The 21,816-nt window shown below is 68.7% G+C and carries 19 protein-coding genes; 12 read left to right on the top strand and 7 right to left on the bottom strand.

Annotation, left to right across the window (positions count from 1 at the left end):
- The first annotated feature begins 68 nt into the window (after positions 1-68).
- A complete protein-coding gene (locus tag RF701_RS08405; RefSeq protein ID WP_308814681.1) occupies positions 69-2,165 on the top strand; it encodes a hypothetical protein in 2,097 nt (698 codons plus the stop codon).
- Here the strand turns inward: RF701_RS08405 and RF701_RS08400 are convergent.
- Genes RF701_RS08400 through RF701_RS08375 form a run of 6 tightly spaced genes read right to left on the bottom strand, consistent with a single transcriptional unit; the run spans position 2,134 to position 6,649 of the window.
- On the bottom strand, positions 2,134-2,808 hold the full coding sequence (locus RF701_RS08400; protein WP_308814680.1) for a DUF6445 family protein: 675 nt from the start codon (positions 2,806-2,808) through the stop codon (positions 2,134-2,136). The two genes, RF701_RS08405 and RF701_RS08400, sit on opposite strands and share 32 nt — an antisense overlap.
- Entirely contained in the window at positions 2,805-4,325 is a 1,521-nt protein-coding gene (locus RF701_RS08395; RefSeq protein WP_308814679.1) for a tryptophan 7-halogenase, read from the bottom strand. The genes RF701_RS08400 and RF701_RS08395 overlap by 4 nt, the downstream gene beginning before the upstream one ends.
- A 42-nt stretch (positions 4,326-4,367) precedes the next feature.
- The gene (locus RF701_RS08390) at positions 4,368-4,811 is read right to left on the bottom strand and encodes a hypothetical protein (protein WP_308814678.1); all 444 of its coding nucleotides are present in this window, start codon (positions 4,809-4,811) and stop codon (positions 4,368-4,370) included.
- Between the two features lie 8 nt (positions 4,812-4,819).
- Complete coding sequence (locus RF701_RS08385) at positions 4,820-5,164, bottom strand: hypothetical protein (RefSeq protein ID WP_246848426.1); 345 nt, start codon at positions 5,162-5,164, stop codon at positions 4,820-4,822.
- Positions 5,165-5,216: 52 nt separating this feature from the next.
- The gene (locus RF701_RS08380) at positions 5,217-5,648 is read right to left on the bottom strand and encodes a CoA-binding protein (protein WP_210359400.1); all 432 of its coding nucleotides are present in this window, start codon (positions 5,646-5,648) and stop codon (positions 5,217-5,219) included.
- Between the two features lie 53 nt (positions 5,649-5,701).
- Positions 5,702-6,649, bottom strand: a complete 948-nt coding sequence (locus RF701_RS08375; RefSeq protein WP_308814677.1) for an Mrp/NBP35 family ATP-binding protein — start codon at positions 6,647-6,649, stop codon at positions 5,702-5,704.
- Positions 6,650-6,722: 73 nt separating this feature from the next.
- On the opposite strand from RF701_RS08375, the gene hflK reads away from it, so the two are divergent.
- From hflK to RF701_RS08350, 5 genes are all read left to right on the top strand, one after another.
- Positions 6,723-7,856, top strand: a complete 1,134-nt coding sequence (hflK, locus tag RF701_RS08370; RefSeq protein ID WP_203310193.1) for an FtsH protease activity modulator HflK — start codon at positions 6,723-6,725, stop codon at positions 7,854-7,856.
- Positions 7,853-8,728, top strand: coding sequence for a protease modulator HflC (gene hflC, locus RF701_RS08365; RefSeq protein WP_203310194.1), 876 nt, complete (start codon positions 7,853-7,855; stop codon positions 8,726-8,728). Before hflK ends, hflC begins: the two co-directional genes overlap by 4 nt.
- Positions 8,729-8,866: 138 nt before the next feature.
- A complete protein-coding gene (locus RF701_RS08360) occupies positions 8,867-10,426 on the top strand; it encodes a Do family serine endopeptidase (RefSeq protein ID WP_203310430.1) in 1,560 nt (519 codons plus the stop codon).
- Between the two features lie 117 nt (positions 10,427-10,543).
- Positions 10,544-12,187, top strand: a complete 1,644-nt coding sequence (locus RF701_RS08355; protein ID WP_308814676.1) for a helicase HerA-like domain-containing protein — start codon at positions 10,544-10,546, stop codon at positions 12,185-12,187.
- Positions 12,188-12,300: 113 nt separating this feature from the next.
- The gene (locus RF701_RS08350) at positions 12,301-13,518 is read left to right on the top strand and encodes a M20 family metallopeptidase (protein ID WP_308814675.1); all 1,218 of its coding nucleotides are present in this window, start codon (positions 12,301-12,303) and stop codon (positions 13,516-13,518) included.
- Between the two features lie 123 nt (positions 13,519-13,641).
- On the opposite strand, the gene RF701_RS08345 is transcribed toward RF701_RS08350, so the two are convergent.
- A complete protein-coding gene (locus tag RF701_RS08345) occupies positions 13,642-14,619 on the bottom strand; it encodes an isopenicillin N synthase family oxygenase (RefSeq protein WP_210359397.1) in 978 nt (325 codons plus the stop codon).
- Between the two features lie 419 nt (positions 14,620-15,038).
- On the opposite strand from RF701_RS08345, the gene RF701_RS08340 reads away from it, so the two are divergent.
- The 6 genes from RF701_RS08340 to mtnP all read left to right on the top strand — a co-directional run bounded on the left by RF701_RS08340 (position 15,039) and on the right by mtnP (position 21,508).
- Positions 15,039-15,776, top strand: coding sequence for a M23 family metallopeptidase (locus RF701_RS08340; RefSeq protein WP_308814674.1), 738 nt, complete (start codon positions 15,039-15,041; stop codon positions 15,774-15,776).
- A gap of 242 nt (positions 15,777-16,018) precedes the next feature.
- The gene (locus tag RF701_RS08335) at positions 16,019-16,357 is read left to right on the top strand and encodes an iron-sulfur cluster assembly accessory protein (protein WP_308814673.1); all 339 of its coding nucleotides are present in this window, start codon (positions 16,019-16,021) and stop codon (positions 16,355-16,357) included.
- 3 nt (positions 16,358-16,360) lie between these two features.
- The gene (xth, locus tag RF701_RS08330; protein WP_308814672.1) at positions 16,361-17,131 is read left to right on the top strand and encodes an exodeoxyribonuclease III; all 771 of its coding nucleotides are present in this window, start codon (positions 16,361-16,363) and stop codon (positions 17,129-17,131) included.
- A 74-nt stretch (positions 17,132-17,205) separates the two neighbouring features.
- A complete protein-coding gene (locus RF701_RS08325) occupies positions 17,206-19,248 on the top strand; it encodes a M13 family metallopeptidase (protein WP_308814670.1) in 2,043 nt (680 codons plus the stop codon).
- Positions 19,245-20,642: an amino acid permease gene (locus RF701_RS08320; RefSeq protein WP_308814669.1), complete on the top strand. Its 1,398-nt coding sequence runs from the start codon at positions 19,245-19,247 to the stop codon at positions 20,640-20,642. Before RF701_RS08325 ends, RF701_RS08320 begins: the two co-directional genes overlap by 4 nt.
- Entirely contained in the window at positions 20,639-21,508 is an 870-nt protein-coding gene (gene mtnP / locus RF701_RS08315) for an S-methyl-5'-thioadenosine phosphorylase (protein ID WP_308814668.1), read from the top strand. The genes RF701_RS08320 and mtnP overlap by 4 nt, the downstream gene beginning before the upstream one ends.
- The last annotated feature ends 308 nt before the right edge of the window (positions 21,509-21,816 follow it).

The raw sequence follows: 21,816 nt of genomic DNA, 5'->3' as shown, positions 1-21,816 counted from the left end.
GGATAACAACAGGGATGGCGCGGCGGGCCGACAGGCTGCCGCGCCCTCTTCATATCGGGAGAATGGGGATGACGCGGATCGCACGGTTGATGCTGACGGGCGGATTGATTTCCGGAGTGTTCGCGGCGGCGGGACTGATGGCGGGGCAGGGGAGCGCGCAGCGTGGCGGCAAGGCGCCCGAGCTCGCCTATCAGCTGACGGAGGGACAAAATCTCAACGCCTTCGTTCGCGACGGTGCGGTCGCGGCGCATCTGCTCCTGCGCAACGGTACCGATCCGCGCATCCTGGTCGCATTCCCGGCGGGCAACAGCGGCGTCGGACTGTGGTTCGAACCGCTCGCCGCACCGGCGACATGGACGCTCGATCAGGCGCCGCGTCCGCAGACTCTGCGCGATGCCAAGGGACGTCCCCTCTATGGCATCCAGACCACGGCCTCGATTGCTGCCCCTCGTCTGGCGTTCAAACAGGCGGTCCTGACCAATGTCCGCTTCCTGCGCGACTATCAGGCGATCGGGCGCTTTCCGGCGGAGGTCGCGGTCGGCGCGCCGCAGGTAAGTGGCAGCACGATCGTCTGGCAGCGAGATCGTCTGGACGGCGCCGCCGGATATCGCCTCGAAATCACGGTACTGGAGGGGCAGGCGACCGCCGATGGCATAGCCGCCGGCGCGAACGGTCGCATCCGGCTGCGGATCGTCGCGGCCAGTGGGGAAGCCCCCCTGCACGGCATCCCGCTCGACGAGCTGCTCAACGCCAATGCGGCCAGTGATCCGGGCGCGCGCAACGCGCTGCGCTTCCTCAGCTATCGAGAGAAGTTCAACGCCGGATCGTGGCGCTTCAACACCTATTTCGGCCGCGATACCCTGATGTCGCTGCGGTTGTTGATGCCCGCGTTGCGTGGGCCCGCGATCGAGGCGGGACTTGGTTCTGTCCTCGCCCGCCTCGGATCGCCGGGCGACGTGGCGCATGAGGAGGGGATCGGCGAATTCGCGGTCGTCGAGCATCGCAAGGATGGTAGTGGGGGCGACGGCGCGACGCTCGATTATGGCATGGTCGACGACGATTACATGCTGGCGCCCGTCGCCATGCCCTATCTGCTCGGCGATCGCGCCGCGGCGCGGCGATTCCTCGCCAGATCGATCCCCAGTGCCGGCCGGCCTGGTAGCAGCGAGACGGCGGGCGCCGGGCTGGTGCGCAACCTGCGCTTCGTCGTGGAACAGGCGCGCCGCTTCGCCGACGTCCCGACGGCGGCCAACCTCGTTGCCATCCACGACGGTCGCCTGACCGGTGAATGGCGAGACAGCGAGGAGGGATTGGGTCGCGGCAAATATGCCTATGACGTCAACGCCGTGCTCGTCCCGGCCGCGCTGGACGCGGGGGCGAAGCTGCTCTCGAGCGGGCTGCTGGACCCCTATGTGAAAACGGTCGATCGTGCGTCGCTGATGCGCGCTGGCGCGATGGCGGTGACCTGGCGCGCCAAGGCGCCGGACCTGTTCCGCGTCAGCCTGCCCGCCGCGCAGGCGGCGCCGATGATCCGCGACTATGCGCAGTCGCTGGGTGTACCCGCCGATCCCGCGATCACTGCGCTGGGCAGCCGGCCGCTCGTCTATCATGCGCTGTCGCTCGATGCGAAGGGGCGGCCCGTGCCGATCATCAATTCGGACGAGGGCTTCGCGCTCCTGTTCGGCGATCCCGATCCGGACGATCTCGACACCTATGTCGCCGCGCTCGCCCGTCCGTTCCCGGCGGGGCTGATGACCGACGTCGGCCTGCTCGTCGCCAATCCCGCGCTCGCGCCGCGCGAGGTGCAGGCGCGCTTCACCCCGGCGGCCTATCACGGCGCGGTCGTGTGGTCATGGCAGCAGGCGCTGTTCGCCGCCGGTCTGGCGCGGCAGCTCGCGCGCACCGATCTGCCGCCTTCGACGCGGCGTACGCTGACCGAGGCGCAGGGCGCGCTGTGGCGCGCGATCCAGGCGACGCGCGCGACGCAGAGTTCGGAACTCTGGTCCTGGGCCTTTGACGGCGGGAAGTACCGTGTCGTGCCGTTCGGCGCGGGCAAGCAGGACGTCGACGAATCGAACGCGGCGCAATTGTGGAGCACAGTCTATCTCGCGGTGCAGCCGCCGGGCTCGCCTGCTACGTCGGCACCGCGCGCAAGAAGGCGGTAACCGTCAGCCGACCCCGCGCCGGATCGTCGCTCAGGGCGGCATCCGGCGCGATCGCGCCGCTGTGCAGCATGGCGCTGCGATAAAAGACCGCCCGGTTGAAACGCCCCGCAACGCCGTCGATCCGCGCGAACAGCGGCGTGTCACCGGCGATATAGGCGGCGGGCGGCGTGTAGCCGGCGAGCTCGCGCTGCAGCATCGCCGCATAGCCGGGGCCGCGCGCGGCGTCGATCGTCTCGAATCCCGTGGCACGGTGGCGGTAGAAGGCGGTGCCGTCGCCGTCGTCGGGCGACAGATAATGGACCATCGCGATGCGATCGCCGTCGACCGCATCGACGTGGGGGATGCGCTGCGCGATTGCGAGCGCCGCGGGCGGTGTCGTGACGATCGAGAAGCTGGCGTCGATGAGGTCGATCCCGCTCGCGCCGAAAACCTCGCGCAGCACCAGCGAGAGCGGCGGCCGCACGGCGTCGAAATAGTCCCCCGGCAGGCGCGCGCGAATGCCGGGATAGTGATGCCGTCCCGGTTCGTACGACGCGGCGAGCGCCGCCATCCGGAGTCCCGCCGGGTCGGGGTGGAAGCCGTCGACCACGACGACCGGTTGGCGATCGCCGCCGACACGCCGCGCGCTGATCTCGGGCGTCACCGTGCCGGCTCCAGCAATGCGGCAAGCGCGGCGTCATGCCCCGGCAGCGTCGGCGCGGCGCGCGCGATCAAGGCGGCGATCTGTTGCACCTGATGGCGATTGCCCACCGGATCGACCGTGTCGGCAACGGGATTATAGTCCCGCGCCGCAATCCCCTGGCCGTCCAGCACCGCCAGCCAGCTGGCGTCGCGGAACAGCTCGTCACTGCCCACCATCAGCCGCCCGGCGCGCGCATAATGACCGATCCGTTCCGTCAGCGTCTCCGGAACGGCCATCGCGCGTACCGCGCGCCACAGAGGCTCGTCGCGTGCCGTCGCATGGTAGTGGAGGATCAGGAAATCCTTGATATTGTCCATGTCCGCCGACAGCAGCGCATCGTAGCGCCGCGCCAGGGCCGGATCCATGTCGCGATCGGGAAACAGCGTCAGCAATTTCGCGATGCCACTCTGGATCAGGTGGATGCTGGTCGACTCGAGCGGCTCGAGGAAGCCGGAGGACAGGCCGATCGCCACGACATTGCCGATCCACGCGCGCCGTCGGCGACCGGCGACGAAGCGCAGGAAGCGCGGCTCCGCCAGCGCTTCGCCGTCCAGATTGGCGAGCAGGGTGGCCGCCGCCTCGTCGTCGGACAGGTGCGGGCTCGCATAGACATAGCCGTTGCCGGTGCGGTGCTGCAGCGGGATGCGCCACTGCCACCCGGCCGCACGCGCGGTCGAGCGCGTATAGGGAGTCGTTTCGCCGACGCGAGCGCACGGCACCGCGACCGCGCGATCGCACGGCAGCCAGTGTGACCAGTCTTCATAGCCTGCCTGCATCACGCCCTCGATCAGCAAGGCGCGGAAACCGGAGCAGTCGATGAAGAGGTCGCCTGCCAGCCGCTCGCCCCGCTCGGTGACCAGCGCCGTCACGTGGCCGCCGCCACCGTCGCGCTCGACGCGGGCGAGCTTGCCCTCGATCCGCGTCACGCCCGCGCTCTCGGCGAGGGTGCGCAGATGCCGCGCATACAGACCGGCGTCGAAGTGAAAGGCATAGCCCAGGGTCGACAGGATCGACCGCGCGTCCGCCACGGGCTTGGCAAAGCGGTTCTGCATCGCGAGCGCGGTCGCCAGCGACAGCGCGGAAAGCGGCAGGTCGTGTCCGTCGGCCCGTGCCTTCAGCCAGCGGTGATGGAAGGCGACGCCGGGCAGCGGCGCGCCGAATTGGCCGAAAGGATGGAAATAGCGGTGACCGGGGCTGCGCCAGTCGACGAACTCGATGCCCAGCTTGAACGTCGCCTTCGTCGCGCCGAGGAAGGCGGCTTCATCCAGCCCGATCAGCTCGTTGAACCAGTGGATCGTGGGAATCGTCGCCTCACCGACGCCGACGGTCCCGATCTCCTCCGATTCGAGCAGGGTGATCCCGACGCGGCCGGCGAACGTGCGCGCCAGCGCCGCTGCGGTCATCCAGCCCGCGGTGCCGCCGCCCAGGATGACGACTTGTCCGACGCGGTCGCTCCGCAGCCCCTCCGCTTCTCTCATACCAGCCCGATTAAGGCCTTACGGGCCGGCTGGCGAGGGGGCTCAGGGCAGCAGCGTCCCTGCGGGTGGCGGGTCGTCGAGCGGGATGGCGACCCGCCCGCGCTTGTCCGGCTTGCGCGCGAAGGCGGACTTGACCGCCTTCGCCGCGGCGACCGCCAGCGGCACGATCGGCGGGCCGAAGCCGACGGTACATCCCCATTGTGACGCCGCGCACGGCGTCCCCTCCAGTTCGAGCGCCCGCGCGGCCGACAGATCGTGGTTCGCGCCGCGTCCCTTCGGCGGCTCCCTTTCGCCGGGCAGCGGAAGCGCCTGCGAGGACGCGCCGTTGGCGCAGACGACGATGTCGCCCTTGTCGTCGCGCGTGCCGCACGGGCTCGGCGCGAGGATGGAGAAGCTCTGCGGCGTTTGGGTCTGGGTCTTGGGCGGAGTCTGGCTCTGGGGCGACGGCACGGACGCCGCCTGCAAGGCAAGCAGGATCAGTATCATGCTGCCGCTCAGGGCGCCAACGGCCGGTCGGTGGCGCCGGTGACGCCGCCGCGCGTGCTCATCTTCACGCCGGTCATCCCGCCGCCGACCAGGAAGGGCGTCAGGTCGCTCGTCGGATTGGTGCGGTGGAGCAGCCGCTCGCGTTCGGCGGGCACGCCCTCGTAGCGGCGGTCGCCCGCTTCGTGGACGATGAACGGCACGCGGAACCGGTCGGCGCTGCGCTTGCCGCAAACGGTGATGTCGGTGCTGCTCCGATCGTAGCGGCAAGGCTGTTCAACGAAAGGCTGTCCGATGCGGATCGGTGGCGAAGCAGCGGCGGTTTCGGCCTGGATCAGCAACAACGCGACGAGCATCGGGCACTCCCGTACGGGTTACGGCTTATGGTCGCGCTTCAATGTGGCCAAATCAAGCCGTGATGGGCGCGACGCTCAGCCTTGGGATCTCGATCGCCGGGCAGCGATCCATGACCACCGTCAGGCCTGCCGCTTCCGCACGTGCCGCTGCCTCGTGATTGACGACGCCCAATTGCATCCACACGGCCTTGGCGCCGATCGCGATCGCCTCATCCACCGCGATGCCGGCCGCCTCGGGACGGCGGAAGATGTCGACGATATCGATCGGATCGCCCAGCTGGCCGAGCTCGCGGAAGACGAATTCGCCATGGACGTGCTCGCCGGTGATCTGCGGGTTCACCGGGATCACGCGATAGCCGTGCCGCTGCAGCATCGCCATCACGCCATAGGACGGCCGGTCCGGCCGGTCCGACGCGCCAACCATCGCGATCGTCCGCGCATTCTCCAGCAGCGTCTTGATCCCGGCATCGTCGGTCAGCGGCATGACAGGTCTCCCTCAGGTCCAGCAGCTATAGCGCGAGCGGCGGCGCTGGGTTCCTATCGGTCCTCCAGCCAATGCGCGACCCGGGCGGCGATCGGCGCGAACACGCGATCCCCCTCGTCCGCAGCCGGTGGCCGCCCGGCGTCGCTCGCGGTGCGAATGTCGATCGCGAGCGGGATCCGCCCCAGGAAGGGCAAGCCGAGCTGCGCCGCGGTTGCCTCTGCGCCGCCGCGGCCGAATGGGTCCGACACCTCGCCGCAATGCGGACAGGCATAGCCGGCCATGTTCTCGACCAGCCCGATCACCGGCACGCCGGCCTTGTCGAACAGGTCGATGGCACGCGTCGCATCGATCAGCGCCAGGTCCTGCGGCGTGGAGACGATCACCGCCCCTGCCGGCTTGTATTTCTGCACCATGGTAAGCTGCACGTCGCCCGTACCCGGTGGCAGATCCAGGACGAGCGTGTCGGTCGCGCCCCAATCCGCCTCGACCAGCTGGCCGAGTGCGCCGGCCGCCATCGGTCCGCGCCACGCCAGCGCGCGCCCCGGTTCCACCAATTGGCCCATGGACAGCATCGGTACGCCATAAGGCGTCGGCACCGGATCCAGCACCTTGTCCTTGGCGGTCGGCCGGATGCCTTCGGCGGACATCAGTCGCGGCTGCGACGGGCCATAGATGTCCGCGTCGACCAGCCCCACGCGCCGGCCCGCGCGCGCTAGGCCGATCGCCAGATTGGCGGCGATCGTCGACTTCCCGACGCCGCCTTTGCCGCTCGCCACCGCGACGATGCGCCGCCGCACCCGCTCGGCTGTGACGATCACGCGCAATTCGCCGTTCCATGCGGTCGCAGCGGCGGCGCGGACCTCCGCCTCCAGCGCGTCGCGGGCTTCGGGCGGCAGGCCCGTCGCATCGAGTACGATGCCCGCGCGCGCGCCTTCGATCCGCACCGTTGCGCGTGCGCCCGCCGCGGCGGCGATCGCCTGCTTCAATCCGTTTTCGTCCATGTCGCGGTCGCAGATAAGATAGCTTCCCCGGCTTGGCACTGTTTTTCCGCGCATGCCCTCCTATAAAGGCGTCATGAAGATCCTGCCGGGCCGCCGGGCACGCCCCTCCGTCCTTCCTCCCGCTCTGGCCGTCGAACCGCCCAAAAGCCCGTGGGGGCAGGGGGATGACCCTTCGGGTAACGGTCCGCGCAACCCCTGGGCGGTGCCGCCCGGCGGTCGCAGGGCGAATCAGCGCCCGACCGCGCTCGATGAATTCCTCAAGAAGGCGCGTGGCGGCGACGGCGGCGGGTCGGGAAATGGCGGCGGCGGGTTCGGCGGTCTGCCGGGCGGAACCAGCGCACGGGGACTGTGGCTGATCGGCGCGGGCATCATCCTTCTCGTCTGGATTTTGTGGACGTCGATCCATCCGATCGCGCCGCAGCAGCGCGGCGTCGTCACGCGCTTCGGCCGGTATGTCGAGACGCTCAGCCCCGGCATCGCGCTGACGCTGCCGGCGCCAATCTCCAACGTCGTCAAGGTCGACGTGCAGAACATCCGGGTGGAGGATTTCCCGGAGGGCGGTGGCGAGAACCTGATGCTGACCGGCGACCAGAACATCATCGACCTCGCCTATTCGGTGCGCTGGACGATCGCCAATCCGGAGGACTATGTCTTCCAGATCGACAAGCCCCGCGAGACGGTGCGCGCGACGGCGGAGAGCGCGATGCGCGAAGTCGTCGCCAACATGACGCTTGACCAGGCGCTCGGGCCGGGCCGCCCCGTGATCGAGGCGCAGGTGCAGGAGCGCATGCAGAAGGTGCTCGACGACTATAACGCGGGCATCCGCGTCGCCGGCGTGGGCATCAAGCAGGCCGATCCCCCGGCACGCGTCAACGACGCGTTCAAGGACGTCACCGCCGCGCAGCAGGACGCGCAGGGGGCCCGGAACCAGGCGCAGTCCTACGCCAAGCAGATCGTCGCCCAGGCCGAAGGCGAGGCGGCGCAGTTCGACAAGGTCTACGAGCAATACCGCCTTGCGCCCGACGTGACGCGGCGGCGGATGTACTACGAAACGATGGAAGCCGTTTTGGCCAAGACCGACAAGACGATCGTCGAGACCCCGGGCGTCATCCCCTATCTGCCGATCGCTCCCGGCCGCAAGCTGCCCGAACCGCAGACCGGTGACGCAGCGACAGCCAGCGCCCCGGCGCAGGGAGGCGGCCAGTGAGCGGCCTTTGGCGCAATCCCGTCACGCTCGGGCTCGCCGCGCTCGTCGCGGTGATCCTGCTCGCGGCCACCGTCACGATCGTGCCGGAAACGCAGCAGGTCGTCGTCCTGCGCTTCGAGCAGCCGGTGCGGACCGTCAACGCCTGGCGATCCGGCGAGGTCTTCGGGCGAACGGGCGCGGGTCTCATCGCGCGCATCCCGTTCGTCGATCGGCTGGTCTGGCTGAACAAGCGCATCCTCGACGTCGACTATGACAACCAGCAGGTGCTCTCCTCTGACCAACTGCGGCTGGAGGTGGACGCCTTCGCGCGATTCCGGATCGTCGATCCGCTGAAGGCGGTGAACGCGACCGGCAGTACGTCGTCGACCGAAACGCGGATCACCGACGCATTGCGTCCGCTGCTCGGCAGTTCGATCCGCAACGAGCTCGGCAACCAGCCGTTCGCGACCTTGCTGTCCCCCGAACGCGACCAGGTGATGGACAATATCCAGGCGCGCCTGCAGCGGCTCGCCAGCCAATATGGCGTGCAGATCGTCGACGTCCGCATCAAGCACGCCGACCTGCCCGACGGCAGCCCGCTCGATCGCGCCCTGGCCCGCATGCGCACCGCCCGCGAGCAGCAGGCGACGACGATCCGGGCGCAGGGCAACAAGGAGGCGCAGATCATCCGCGCCGACGCCGACGCGCAGGCCGCGCGCATCTATGCGCAGAGCTTCACCAAGGATGCCGGCTTCTACGACTTCTATCGCGCCATGCAGTCGTATCGCCGGACCTTCGGGGCAGCGGGCGGACAGGCGCCGGAAGGGTCGACGTCGATCATCCTGTCGCCGAACAACAGCTATCTTCGCGAGTTCGAGGGCAAGGGGAAATGACGATACGGTGGAAGGTCGACGTTCCCGCGGGAGCCTTCCACCTTTCAGCCGCGTTCATATTCAAGCGACGTTCAGCCGATTTGGTCCACTAAGGCACCGACCTTAGCGGCACCAATGACAGAAGAGGACCCAAGTCTAGTGCGCAACGCCTACGCCATCACCAGTGCACTCCTCCTCGGCGGCGCGGCCGCCACCCTGGCCCTCCAGCCCTCCACCGCGCAGGTCGCGCAGAACGAGCCCGGCGCGATCCAGGCGAGCGCGCCGCGCGCCGGCGCGCCGATGAGCTTTGCCGACATGGTCGCCAAGCTGCAGCCCGCGGTGGTCAACATCTCTACCAAGCAGACGATCGTCCAGCGTCAGCAGGCCAATCCGTTCGCCGGAACGCCTTTCGGCGATCTGTTCGGCGGCATGGGCGGTCAGGGCGCGCCGGTGAAGCGCGAGGGCGCCTCGCTCGGCTCCGGCTTCCTGATCTCGCCCGACGGCTATGTCGTGACCAACAACCACGTCATCGCGCCGGGCGCGCAGGGCGCGACGGTCAATTCGATCACCGTCACGCTCAACAACAAGCAGGAATATACCGCGCGCGTGATCGGCAAGGACCAGGATTCGGACCTGGCGCTGCTCAAGATCGACGCCAAGGACCTGCCCTTCGTGAAGTGGGGCGACAGCAGCCGCTCGCGCGTCGGCGACTGGGTGCTCGCGATCGGTGAGCCTTTCGGCCTGGGTGGCACGGTGACGGCGGGCATCATCTCGTCGATCAACCGCGTAACCGGTCAGGGCGGTGCCTACGACCGCTTCATCCAGACCGACGCGTCGATCAACCAGGGCAATTCCGGCGGCCCGATGTTCGACATGAACGGCAATGTGATCGGCATCAACTCGCAGATCTTCAGCCAGTCGGGCGGAAACATCGGCATCGGCTTTGCCATCCCCGCCTCGATCGCACGGCCCATCATCGACACCTTCATGAAGGGCGGCAAGATCACGCGCGGCTATATCGGCGTGACGATCGGCGGCGCGGTCGACGACGACAAGGCGGCCGCGCTCGGCATCCCGAAGAATCAGGGCGAGCTGATCGCCCGTGTCGAGCCGAACGGCCCCGCCGCTAAGGGCGGGTTGCGTTCGGGTGACGTCGTCGTCCGCATCAACGGCCAGCAGGTGACGCCGGACCAGACGCTGACCTATCTCGTCTCCAATCTGCAGCCCGGCACGACCGCACGCTTCGATGTGCTCCGTGGTGGTCAGCCGGCCTCGGTCAACATTCAGGTCGCAACGCGTCCGTCCAATGACCAGCTGCTTGCTCAGGCGAACGGCGGCGATGACACTGGCGGGTTCGGCCCCAACGACCCGCAGAGCGATGGGTCGGATGACGATGACAGCAGCGGCGCCGTCCAAGGCGCCGGCGGGCCGCTGGGCCTCAACGTCCAGCCGCTGACCCCGGGCATCGCTCGCGCGATCGGAGTCGATCCGACGACGCAGGGCGTGGTGATCGCCAGCGTCGACGCCTCCAGCGATGCGGCGGGCAAGCTGCGGCGCGGCGACGTCATCTCGTCGGTCAACGCCGTGCCGGTGCGTACCGCTGCCGATGTCGCGCGCCTCGTCGCGCAGGCCAAGGCGGCCGGCCGTACGCAGGTGCTCGTTCTCGCGCAGCGCGGCCGCGGCGCGGCGCAGTTCCTGACGCTCAAGATCGGCAAGTAAACCGGCGGTCCTGTCCGACCGACTCGAAGGGTCGCCGCTCCCGGGAGGATCGGCGGCCCTTTTCTTTTGCGCCCGCGGACGGGTATCACGTCGATACAGGGTCACAGGAGCGGCAGCATGGCGGACGGCATCTTCATCGGCGCGGGCGAGGGCGGTGCCGATCCGCAGAGCCTCGATCTCCGGCGCGCCAATCGCCACGGCCTGATCGCCGGTGCCACCGGTACCGGCAAGACGGTGACCCTTCAGGGGATCATCGAGGGCTTCTCGAAGGTCGGCGTCCCCAGCTTCGTCGCCGACGTGAAGGGCGACCTGTCGGGCCTCGCGATGGCGGGATCGCCGACCGCGAAGACGCATGCTGCCTTTGCCGCGCGTGCCGCGGAGATCGGCGACACCGGCTGGGCCTATGCCGACACACCCGTGCAATTCTGGGACCTGTACGGCGAACAGGGCCATCCGATCCGTACCACCGTCTCGGAGATGGGGCCGCTGCTTCTCGCCCGACTGATGGACCTCAACGAGGTGCAGGAAGGCGTGCTGACCATCGCCTTCCACGTCGCCGATACCGAGGGGCTGCTGCTCATCGATCTCGACGATTTGCAGGCGATGCTCGCGCATTGCGCGGAGCGGGCGGACGAACTGACGACGACCTATGGCAACGTGTCCAAGCAATCGATCGGGGCGATCCAGCGCGCCCTGCTCCAACTGCGCACTCAGGGCGGCGAGAAGTTCTTCGGCGAGCCCGCGCTCGACCTCGACGACTTTCTGACCACGGACGACAAGGGGCGCGGCATCGTCAACCTGCTCGCCGCCGACAAGCTGATGGCCGCGCCCAAGCTGTACGCCACCTTCCTGCTGTGGCTGATGAGCGAGCTGTTCGAGCATCTCCCCGAAGTGGGCGATCCGGACAAGCCGAAGATGGCCTTCTTCTTCGACGAGGCGCACCTGCTGTTCGACAATGCGCCCGACGCCCTGCTCGACAAGATCGAGCAGGTCGTGCGGCTGATCCGGTCCAAGGGCGTCGGCATCTATTTCATCACGCAGAACCCGATCGACGTTCCCGACAAGGTCGCCGGGCAACTCGGCAATCGCGTCCAGCATGCGCTGCGCGCCTTCACGCCGCGTGATCAGGCGGCGGTCCGCTCCGCGGCGGAGACGTTCCGCGCCAATGCCGGCGTCGACGTCGCCACGGCGATCACCGAACTCAAGGTCGGCGAGGCGCTCGTGTCGCTGCTCCAGCCCGATGGCGCGCCGTCGCCGGTGACGCGGACGCTGATCGCACCGCCTGCCAGCCGCGTCGGGCCCGTGACGCCCGACGAGCGGCGCGTGATGATCCAGACCGACGCGATCGGCGCGAAGTACGACACCGTGGTGGATCGCGAGTCCGCCGAGGAGATCCTTGCCGCCAAGACGCAGGAGGCCGCCGCCGCCGCTGCCGCGGCGCGCGCGAAGGACGATGCCGAGAAGGCCGCCGCGCTGCAGGCGAAGGAAGAGGCGAGGGTGGCGAAGGAGGCGGCGCGCACCGCCGCGGCGCAGGACAAGGCGGAAGCGCAGGCGCGGCGCGAGGCCGAGCGAGAGGCCGCCAATTCGCCTTGGTCGAAAGCGATGACGTCCGCTACCCGCGCCGCGTCCAGCTCGATCGGGCGGCAGGTGGCGAACGAGATCGGCAAGCAGGTGTTCGGCACCGGCCGCGGGCGGAGCAGTGGCGGCGGGCTCGTCGGCACGGTGCTGCGCAGTGTGCTCGGCAATCTGATGCGGCGGTGAGGCGACGGCGCCCGTGCTTGCGGCGCCAAGCGACGCACGGGCGATGACAAAGCCGTGACAACCGCGCGCTATCGGCGCACAAACGGGCGAACCGATCAACAGGAGCCAAGACGATGACCCTCGACACCATCGACCGGGTCGACTGGGCCGCTGCCGGCGAGTCCGAGCTCGACACCGTCGTCGCGCTGCGCCGGGCGATCCATGCCGAGCCGGAGGTCGGGCTGCACTGCCCACTGACCACCGAGAAGGCGAAGGCCGCGCTCGCCGGCCTGCCGCTCGAGATCCACGACAGCACGTCGACCACCGGTTTCATCGCGATCCTGCGCGGGCAGCGCGGCGACAACGGTCGTACCGTGATGCTGCGCGGCGACATGGATGCCCTGCCCATGGCGGAGGAGACGGGTCTTTCTTTTGCCAGCACCCACGAAGGGAAAATGCACGCCTGCGGTCATGACGCGCATACGGCGATGCTGGTCGGCGCCGCGCGCGCCTTGTCCGCGCGCCGCGACCAGCTGCCCGGCACCGTCGTCTTCATGTTCCAGCCGGGCGAGGAGGGGCATCATGGCGCGCGCTTCATGATCGACGATGGCCTGCTGGCGAAAGCCGCGCCCGACGCCGCCTTTGCGCTCCATGTGTCGCCGAACGCGCCGGCCGGGCTCGTGGTGACGCGGGGAGGGCCGATCATGGCGTCCGCGGACACCGTGCACGTCGTCGTCACGGGGCGCGGCGGCCACGCGGCGATGCCGCACGACTGCCTCGATCCGATCCCCGTCGCGTGCGAGATCGTGCTCGCGCTCCAGACGTTCATCGCGCGCCAGGTCCCCACGACCGATCCCGCGGTACTGTCCATCACCAAGATCCAGGCGGGCAGCGCGCACAATGTCGTGCCGGGCGAGGTGCGGATGCTCGGCACGTTGCGGACGCTGTCGGAAGCGACGCGGGCGACGATGCGCGACGCGCTGCAACGGATCGCGACCAATATCGCCGCGGCGCACGGCGCAACTGCGGAGGCTTGGGTCGACCCCGGCTATCCCGTCACGGTCAACGACCCGCGCGGCGCGGCGTTGATCGAGGCTTGCGCACAGGACCTGTCCGCGGGCGGCTTCATGACGATGCCGCAACCGATGATGGGCGCGGAGGATTTCTCCTATGTCCTGCAACAGGTGCCCGGCGCCTTTGCCTTCGTCGGCTTCGCGCCGGAAGGCAGCGATCCCGCAACCAATCCTCCTCTGCACAACACGCGCATGCAGATCGAGGAGGCGATGATGGCGAAGGGCGTCGCCCTGCACTGCGCCATGGCGACCCGTTTCCTCGAGCACGGGTTCGCATGAACCGCGCCCGCTCCGACGGGGGCGGCCGATAAGGTGATCCCATGCCGGAAGCGGGGCCGTACCGCTTGCGTATAGGTCGATCGGACCCGGGGCGGGCGAGGCGCGCCCGTCCGGGTCCGGAGCTCACTTCTTGATCAGGCCGATCTCGACCAGGCGTTCGTGCAGGTAATCATGCGCGGTGATCGGGGTCGGATAGCGATTGGGGTTTTCGGCGGTGATCGTCTGCGGCAGCGTCTCGATCAGGAAATCGGGCGCCGGGTGCAGAAAGAAGGGCATCGAATAGCGCGAATGGCCTCGACGCTCGGGTGCCGGATTGACCACCCGGTGTGTCGTCGACGGCATGACGTGGTTGGTCAGCCGCTGCAGCATGTCGCCGACGTTGACCACCATCGCGCCTTCGGGCGGCTTGATGGCCAGCCATTCGCCCGAGTCCCGGTCGAGCAGTTCCAGCCCGGCTTCCTCGGCGCCGAGCAGCAGCGTGATGAGGTTGATGTCCTCGTGCGCGCCCGCCCGCACGCCCTCCGCATCCACCGGAATCGGCGGATAATGGAGCAGGCGCAGCACCGAATTGCCGTCCTTGACCGCAGGGTCGAACCAGTGTGCGTCGAGGCCGAGGTGCAGCGCGATCGCCGACAGCAGGCGGTCGCCGGCGCGGTCGAACGCCGCGAACAGTTCGACGAACGTGTCCTTGAACCCTTCGGGTCGGGCGGGCCAGATGTTGCGCGCCATCTCGCCTTCGAACCGATGCCCCTCGGGCAGCTCGCGCCCGACGTGCCAGAATTCCTTGAGGTCGACGTGCTTGGCGTCCTTGGCGATCTCGGTCTTGAACGGCGTATAGCCACGCGCGCCGCCACCCCCTTCGACGAAATAGCCGCGCTTTTCCTCTTCAGGCAGCGCGAACAGCGCCTCGGTTTCCGACCATGCGCGGTCGATCAGGTCCTGCGGCACGCCATGGTCGGCGACGATCGCGAAACCGAACCGTTCGAACGATCCGCCGAACGCGGCGGCGAAGGCGGCAGGATCACGCGCCTGGTCGGCGAGGCTGAGGACGGGAACCTGCGCGCTCGCGGCGGCGGTCTCATGGGTGGGCGTGTCGAGCATTTTCAGCAAATCCGATTGGTGATCCAGTCGCTATACGCCCTTAGCCCGCCACCGTCATCCACCGCCATAGGTTCGCGTATGAAGGGCTGGCCGCCGTGCGGCCGCGTGGATGGACGAGTTCGGCATGTGGCGGAAGACGACGATTCGGGCGTCCGCAACGACATTTTCGTAGCGGACATCCCGATTCGAACATGGGGTTTGCGGCAGGCTTGATGTCCGAACCACGCCGCGACGTGACATCGTATAACGCTTCGCCGCAGCCCGCCCCCATTTGACCGCGCCGCGCGCCGCCCGCGGCTTGTCGAGCGGGCGCGAATGCGGGCAGGTAACGGCTGTCTGAGCGCAGGGGGCTGCGTAGCACGACGATCACCGAAGCCGGGTCCGGTCAGGGCGGACGCGGCGGTTGTCCTTGGGGTCCGATGAACAGCTTCGTCCGTATCGCCGCTTCCTTCGGCTCGCGTATCACCGCCCTCGCTACCGCCACCGCCATCGTCGCAGCCATGCCGACGATTGCCGACGCGGCGACCACCACTGCGGCAACGGGTGCGCCCGCGGTTGCCGCTGCCGGCGCGACCGGTGCCGCCGCGGACGTGGCCGAGGCTCAGGCGGACCTGAAGGCGGATGCGCAATTCCGGACGCTGTTCCAGAGCTGGAAGAAGCTCGACACGGCGCCGCAGGGCGGCATCGCCATCCCTTCGGTGCAGCCGGTCCAGCGCCTCCAGTTCACGAGCAACTTCGGCATCCGTTCCGACCCGTTCCAGGGGACCGCGCGGATGCATGCGGGCGTCGACATTCCGGGTCCGATCGGTACGCCCATCTACGCAACCGCAGACGGAATCGTCGACCATGCGGGTCTGCAGGGCGGTTATGGCAACCTCGTGGAGATCAACCACGGCAAGGGCATCGCCACCCGCTACGGCCATCTGTCGAAGATCCTGGTTGCCGACGGCACGCATGTTACGCGCGGTCAGCTGATCGCTCTGATGGGTTCGACCGGTCGGTCGACCGGTTCGCACCTCCACTATGAGGTCCGTATCGACGGACATGCGGTCAATCCGATCCCCTTCCTGACCACGGCCGACTATCTGCTGGCGTCGCAGGACCGTGCGGTCCATGTCATCCCGGTTTCCACGGACGGCCCCGCGGCGCAGGATTGATGCTGTCGCCGGCGCGGTGACGGCATCGAGGGCGCCGGCTATCCCGACGCCCTTGTCCATGAGCGTGGCGCGGCATTGCCAGCTTGCGCGTGCAACCTGTTCCCGGGATTGATCGGCGCGTTCCGACGATGACGCGTACGCCGGCGTGTCCAACTTTTCATGCGAGCGTGTCGGTCGCGCGAAGACCCGCGGGGCGCAGAGGCCGGTTGCCGCGCCGCGCTCGTGCTCCTATCTCCACGGTCATGGCCACGCTTCCCGCCGATATTGCCCTCACCCCCGCCGCTGCCGCCCGCGTCGCTGCGATCGCCGCGCGGCAAGGCAAGCCGGCCATCCTGCGCCTGTCGGTGGAGGGCGGTGGCTGTTCCGGCTTCCAGTACAAATTCGGTCTTGCCGAAGCGCCGGACGCGGATGACACGATCGCGAGCACCGGTGATGTCCGCCTGGTCGTCGACGGCATCAGCCTCGACCTCGTTCGTGGCGCGTCCGTCGATTACGTCGAATGCCTCGGCGGCGCGGCATTCCGCGTCACCAACCCCAACGCGGCTTCCGGTTGCGGCTGCGGTACCAGCTTCGCGATCTGACGCGTGAAGCTCGTCACCTACAATGTCAACGGCATCAAGGCGCGCCTGCCGCGCCTGATCGAATACCTCGACGAGCAGCAGCCTGACGTCGTCTGCCTCCAGGAGTTGAAGACCACCGACGACACGTTTCCAATCGCGGAGATCGAGGCGGCCGGATACGGCGCGGTCTGGCAGGGGCAGAAGGGCTTCAACGGCGTCGCGGTCCTCGCACGCGGCAGCCAGCCGGAAGAGCGCCAGCGCGGCCTCGCCGGCGAGCCGGAGGACGAGCATAGCCGCTATCTCGAATGTACGATCGGCGATCTTGTCGTCGCCTCGATCTACCTTCCGAACGGCAATCCGCAGCCAGGACCGAAGTTCGATTACAAGCTGCGGTGGATGGACCGATTGGCCGCGCGCGCGGCGGCGCTGCTCGCCGAAGAACTGCCGGCGATCTTGATGGGCGACTACAACGTCATCCCCAATGACGACGATACCTTCTCGATCCGCGCGATGGCGGACGATGCGCTGATGCAGCCGGAAAGCCGGCAGGCCTATCGCCGCCTGCTCGCGCAAGGCTGGACCGATGCACTTCGCAGCCGCAAGCCCAAGGGCGGCGTCTGGACCTTTTGGGATTACCAGGCAGGCGCGTGGCAGCGCGATGCGGGGTTCCGCATCGACCACCTGCTGCTCAGCCCGGCTGTAGCCGACCGGCTGATCGATGCCGGGGTCGACAAGGATTACCGCGGTCGCGACAAGGCAAGCGATCACGCGCCGACGTGGGTCAGGCTGCGCTAGGACACCGCCGCTGGCGGACGGCCGGCCGCCCGGCTATCGCATCTCCAACGCATGATTATGGAGATGATGATCCGATGAAGCGCTTCGTCCTTGCAGCCACTGTCGGGCTGCTTGCCGGCACGGCCGCCCTGGCACAAAACCGCCCGGCCGGTGTCGACACCGGTTCGATCGATCGCAGCGTCAAGCCCGGCGACGACTTCGATGCTTATGCCAATGGCGGATGGCGCGCCAAGGCCGTGATTCCCGCGGACCGTTCCTCCACCGGTGTCTTCCTGCGCGTCATCGAACTCGCCGACCAGCGCAACGCCGCGATCGTCGCCGACGCCCGTGCGGCAAAGGGGCCGGCGGGAAGCGACCAGCGCCGTATCGCAGACTTCTACACGGCCTATACGGATCAGGCCGGCATCGAGGCGCGGGGTATCGCGCCGCTTAAACCGGCATTCGCGGCGATCGATGCGGTGCGCGACAAGGGGCAATTGTCGCGCCTTCTCGGTGGCAACGTGCGCGCCGACGTCGATCCGCTCAACGCGACGGATTTCCAGACCGGCAACATCCTCGGCCTGTTCGTCACGCAGGCGTTCGACACGCCGAGCAAGACGGTCCCCTACGTGCTGCAGGGCGGTCTCGGCATGCCCGACCGCGATTATTATCTGTCGGACACGCCCGCGATGCGCGAGGTGCGCGACGCCTATCGCACCTATGTGACGACTCTGTTCCAGCTTGCGGGCTTCAGCGACCCGGCGGCCCGTGCAGGACGCGTGATCGACCTCGAGACGAAGATCGCCAGGGCGCATGTCGACCTCGTCACCAGCCAGGATGCGCACAAGGCCGACAATCCGTGGACGAAGGCCGATTTCGCGAAGAAGGCGCCAGGCATCGACTGGACGGGCTTCTGGCAGGCGGCGAAGCTCGGCGGCCAGCAGGACTTCGTCGTCTGGCAGCCGACCGCGATCACCGGCCTGTCCGCGCTGGTCGCGAGCGAGCCGCTGGCGGCGTGGCAGGACTGGCTGCGTTTCCATCGGATCGACCGGGTCGCCGGCGTCCTGCCGCGCGCGTTCGATCAGGCGAGCTTCGCCTTTTACGGCAAGGCGCTGAGCGGTACGCCCGAGCAGCGTGCCCGCGACAAGCGGGCGCTGGCTGCGGTCAATGGCGCGCTGGGCGGTGCGGTCGGGCGCATCTATGCCCAGCGCTATTTCCCGGCTAGTTCCAAGGCCGACATCCAGGCGATGGTCGGCAATATCCTGAAGGCGTTCGATACCCGCGTCGCCGGCCTCAAGTGGATGCAGCCCGCGACCAAGGCGGAGGCGCGACGCAAGATCGAGACGATGGTCGTCGGCATCGGCTATCCCGACGCCTGGGCGGATGATAGCGGGCTGGACGTCCGGGCCGACGATCCGGTCGGCAATGTCGATCGCGCCGAACTGGCGCACACCAGGCAGCAGCTCGCGAAGATCGGCCGGCCGGTCGACCGGCGCGAATGGTGGATCGAGCCGCAGGTGGTCAACGCGCTCAACCTGCCGCTGCAGAACGCGCTCAACTTCCCGGCCGCGATCCTCGAGGCGCCCTTCTACGACCCGACGCGTGACACCGCCGCCAATTACGGTTCGATCGGCGCGATCATCGGCCATGAGGTGAGCCACAGCTTCGACAATCTCGGCGCGGACTTCGATGCGGAGGGGCGGCTGCGCAACTGGTGGACGCCGCAGGACCTTGCCCGGTTCGAGGCGCAGGGCCAGGCGCTGGTCGCGCAATATGACGCCTACGAGCCGCTGCCCGGCCTGCACGTCAACGGCAAGCAGACCCTCGGCGAGAATATCGCCGACGTCGCCGGCCTGACCGCGGCGCTCGATGCCTATCACGCCTCGCTGGGCGGCAAGCCGGCACCGGTGATCGACGGCCTGACCGGCGACCAGCGGCTGTTCCTCGCCTTCGCGCAGAGCTGGGCGGAGAAGGCGCGCGACAAGGCGGTCCGCGCACAGGTGCAGGGCGACGTCCATGCGCCCGGCCGCTTCCGCGCGGAGACGGTGCGCAACATCGACGACTGGTATGCCGCCTTTGGCGTCAAGCCGGGCGATGCGCTGTATCTGGCGCCCGAAAAGCGGGTGCACGTCTGGTGAGCGGGGGTCTGTTCCGTCGCAAGACGATCCAGCCGACCCCGCCGGGCGAGCAGCTCGCCCGCACGCTCAGCTGGCCCCATCTCGTCGCGCTGGGCGTGGGTGCGATCGTCGGCACCGGCATCCTGACGCTGATCGGCGTCGGTGCCGATCGCGCCGGCCCGGCCGTGATCCTGTCCTTCGTCGTCGCGGGCGCGATCTGCGCCTGCGCCGCGCTCTGCTATGCGGAGATGGCGACGATGATCCCGGCATCCGGATCCGCCTATACCTATAGCTATGCCGTGCTCGGCGAAGTGATCGCCTGGGTCGTCGGCTGGAGCCTGATCCTCGAATATTCGCTCGTCGTCTCGACCGTGGCGGTCGGCTGGTCGGGCTATGCGGTGGGCTTCCTCAAGGGGCTGGGCATCGTCGTGCCGGCCGCGCTCGCCAACGGGCCGGGGCTGGGCGGCATCGTCAACCTGCCGGCGGTGGCGATCATCGCCCTCGTCGCCGGGCTGCTGATGCTCGGCACGCGGGAGAGCGCGCGGGTCAATACCGCGCTGGTCCTGGTCAAGATCGTGACGCTGGCGCTGTTCGTCGGCGTCGCCCTGCCGCATTTCGACGTCGCCAACCTCCACCCCTTCGCCCCTTATGGCTATGGCGCGCCGGTGGGCGAGGGCGGCGTCAAATATGGCGTGATGGGCGCCGCGGCGATCATCTTCTTCGCCTTCTACGGCTTCGACGCGATTTCGACCGCGGCGGAGGAGGCGAAGAAGCCGGAGCGCGACCTGGCGATCGGCATCGTCGGATCGATGCTGGCGTGCACGGCCATCTACATGATCGTCGCCGCGACCGCGGTCGGCGCGCTCAGCTTCACGCGGTTCAGCGACAGCCCCGAGCCGCTGGCGCTCATCCTGCGCGAGATCGGGCAGGGACGGATCGCGACGATCGTCGCCGCCGCCGCCGCCATCGCCCTGCCGACGGTGCTGCTCGCCTTCCTCTACGGCCAGAGCCGCATCTTCCTCGTCATGGCGCGCGACGGCTTCCTGCCGAGCGGCCTCGCCAAGGTGTCGAAGCGCGGCACGCCGGCGCGGATCACCGCCATGACCGCGGTGTTCGTCGCGATCGTCGCCGGCCTCGCGCCGCTCGACGTCATCGCCAGCCTCGCCAATGCCGGCACGCTGTGCGCCTTCGTCGCGGTGGCCGCCTGCGTCCTCGTCCTCCGGCGGCGTGATCCGGAGGCGCGGCGGCCGTTCCGCACGCCGCTCGCCTGGATCGTCGCGCCGGTCGCGATCCTGGGCTGCTGCTATCTGTTCACCAGCCTGCAGGCGGTGACGCAGGTCGCCTTCCTCGGCTGGAACGCGGCGGGGCTGCTGCTCTATCTGTTCTACGCGCGCGGGCGGGCGAGGATCGCGTGAGCGGCTGGCATATCGGCGTCGTCGGCGGGTCGGGCCTGTACGACGTCGCCGGGATCGAGGACGGCCACTGGGTGGAGGTGGCGAGCCCCTGGGGCACGCCGTCCGACGCGATCTTCACCGGCCGCGTCGGCGCGGCGCGCGTCTCGTTCCTGCCGCGGCACGGCCGGGGGCATCGCATCAGCCCGGAGGCGATCCCCGCACGCGCCAATATCGACGCGCTGAAGCGGCTGGGCGTCACCGACGTGCTGGCGATCTCCTCCGTCGGGTCGCTGGCGGAGGATCGGCCGCCCGGCAGCTTCACCATCGTCGACCAGTGCGTCGACCGCACCCGCGGCCGGCCGTCGAGCTTCTTCGGCACCGGCCTGGTCGCGCATGTCTCCATGGCCGATCCGGTCTGCCCGCGGCTGTCGGCGCTGGCCGCTGATGCTGCCGAGGCGGCGGGCGCGGCGGTGACGCGCGGCGGCGGCTATTTGGCGATGGAGGGGCCGCAATTCTCCACGCGCGCGGAGAGCCGGCTGTACCGGCAATGGGGCTGCGCGGTGATCGGCATGACCGCGATGCCGGAGGCGAAGCTCGCCCGCGAGGCGGAGCTGCCCTATGCTTTGGTCGGCATGGTCACCGATTACGACAGCTGGCGCGAGGGCGAGGCCGGCGTCGACGTGGCGGCGGTGCTGGCGCAGGTTTCCGCCAATGCGGCGAAGGCGCGGGCGCTGGTGCTCGGCCTGCTGCGCGCGCTGCCGCCGGAGCGGCCGGCGTCGCCGATCGACACGGTGCTGGACAGCGCGATCATCACCGCGCGCGCGGCGTGGGACCCGGCGCTGGCCGCGAAGCTGGACGCGGTCGCTGGGCGCATGCTGAGGCGTTAGAAGGTCGCGGTGTTCGCAGGGCTCGGGCGGCGGCGGAGGGATTGAAAAGTCACAATGTCCGTGCCGCGGACCGTCCGCTTCTGGGGGAAAGCGGACGTTCGGCGGATGCTCACAACTTCCTCATGACACCGCCACTGTCGGGTGACACGATAGCAAGGTGTTCGGCAAACGCGTCCTCGTCATCTTGGCCTATGCGGCCTTCACCGCCGCCTGCGTCGTCTTGCTCGGCCTTCTCTGGGTGTCGGTTAATTTGCTCAGTTTTCCTTGCGACAGCCCAGAAGACCCAAGGCCCTGTGCCAAAGTAGTGC

The sequence above is a fragment of the Sphingomonas sp. GV3 genome (genome assembly GCF_031082075.1).
Classification (GTDB): domain Bacteria; phylum Pseudomonadota; class Alphaproteobacteria; order Sphingomonadales; family Sphingomonadaceae; genus Sphingomonas; species Sphingomonas beigongshangi.
The sequence above is the reverse complement of the archived record's forward strand: the minus strand, read 5'-3'. Positions and strand labels throughout refer to the sequence as shown.

Excerpts from the sequence above, each read along its gene's own strand:
- RF701_RS08340 (WP_308814674.1), top strand. The coding sequence starts at position 15,039 with ATGAACAGCTTCGTCCGTATCGCCGCTTCCTTCGGCTCGCGTATCACC.
- RF701_RS08325 (WP_308814670.1), top strand. The coding sequence starts at position 17,206 with ATGAAGCGCTTCGTCCTTGCAGCCACTGTCGGGCTGCTTGCCGGCACG.
- RF701_RS08355 (WP_308814676.1), top strand. The coding sequence starts at position 10,544 with ATGGCGGACGGCATCTTCATCGGCGCGGGCGAGGGCGGTGCCGATCCG.
- RF701_RS08395 (WP_308814679.1), bottom strand. The coding sequence starts at position 4,325 with ATGAGAGAAGCGGAGGGGCTGCGGAGCGACCGCGTCGGACAAGTCGTC.
- hflK (WP_203310193.1), top strand. The coding sequence starts at position 6,723 with ATGAAGATCCTGCCGGGCCGCCGGGCACGCCCCTCCGTCCTTCCTCCC.
- RF701_RS08380 (WP_210359400.1), bottom strand. The coding sequence starts at position 5,648 with ATGCCGCTGACCGACGATGCCGGGATCAAGACGCTGCTGGAGAATGCG.
- RF701_RS08390 (WP_308814678.1), bottom strand. The coding sequence starts at position 4,811 with ATGATACTGATCCTGCTTGCCTTGCAGGCGGCGTCCGTGCCGTCGCCC.
- RF701_RS08345 (WP_210359397.1), bottom strand. The coding sequence starts at position 14,619 with ATGCTCGACACGCCCACCCATGAGACCGCCGCCGCGAGCGCGCAGGTT.
- RF701_RS08335 (WP_308814673.1), top strand. The coding sequence starts at position 16,019 with ATGGCCACGCTTCCCGCCGATATTGCCCTCACCCCCGCCGCTGCCGCC.
- RF701_RS08350 (WP_308814675.1), top strand. The coding sequence starts at position 12,301 with ATGACCCTCGACACCATCGACCGGGTCGACTGGGCCGCTGCCGGCGAG.
- RF701_RS08405 (WP_308814681.1), top strand. The coding sequence starts at position 69 with ATGACGCGGATCGCACGGTTGATGCTGACGGGCGGATTGATTTCCGGA.
- RF701_RS08385 (WP_246848426.1), bottom strand. The coding sequence starts at position 5,164 with ATGCTCGTCGCGTTGTTGCTGATCCAGGCCGAAACCGCCGCTGCTTCG.
- RF701_RS08375 (WP_308814677.1), bottom strand. The coding sequence starts at position 6,649 with ATGGACGAAAACGGATTGAAGCAGGCGATCGCCGCCGCGGCGGGCGCA.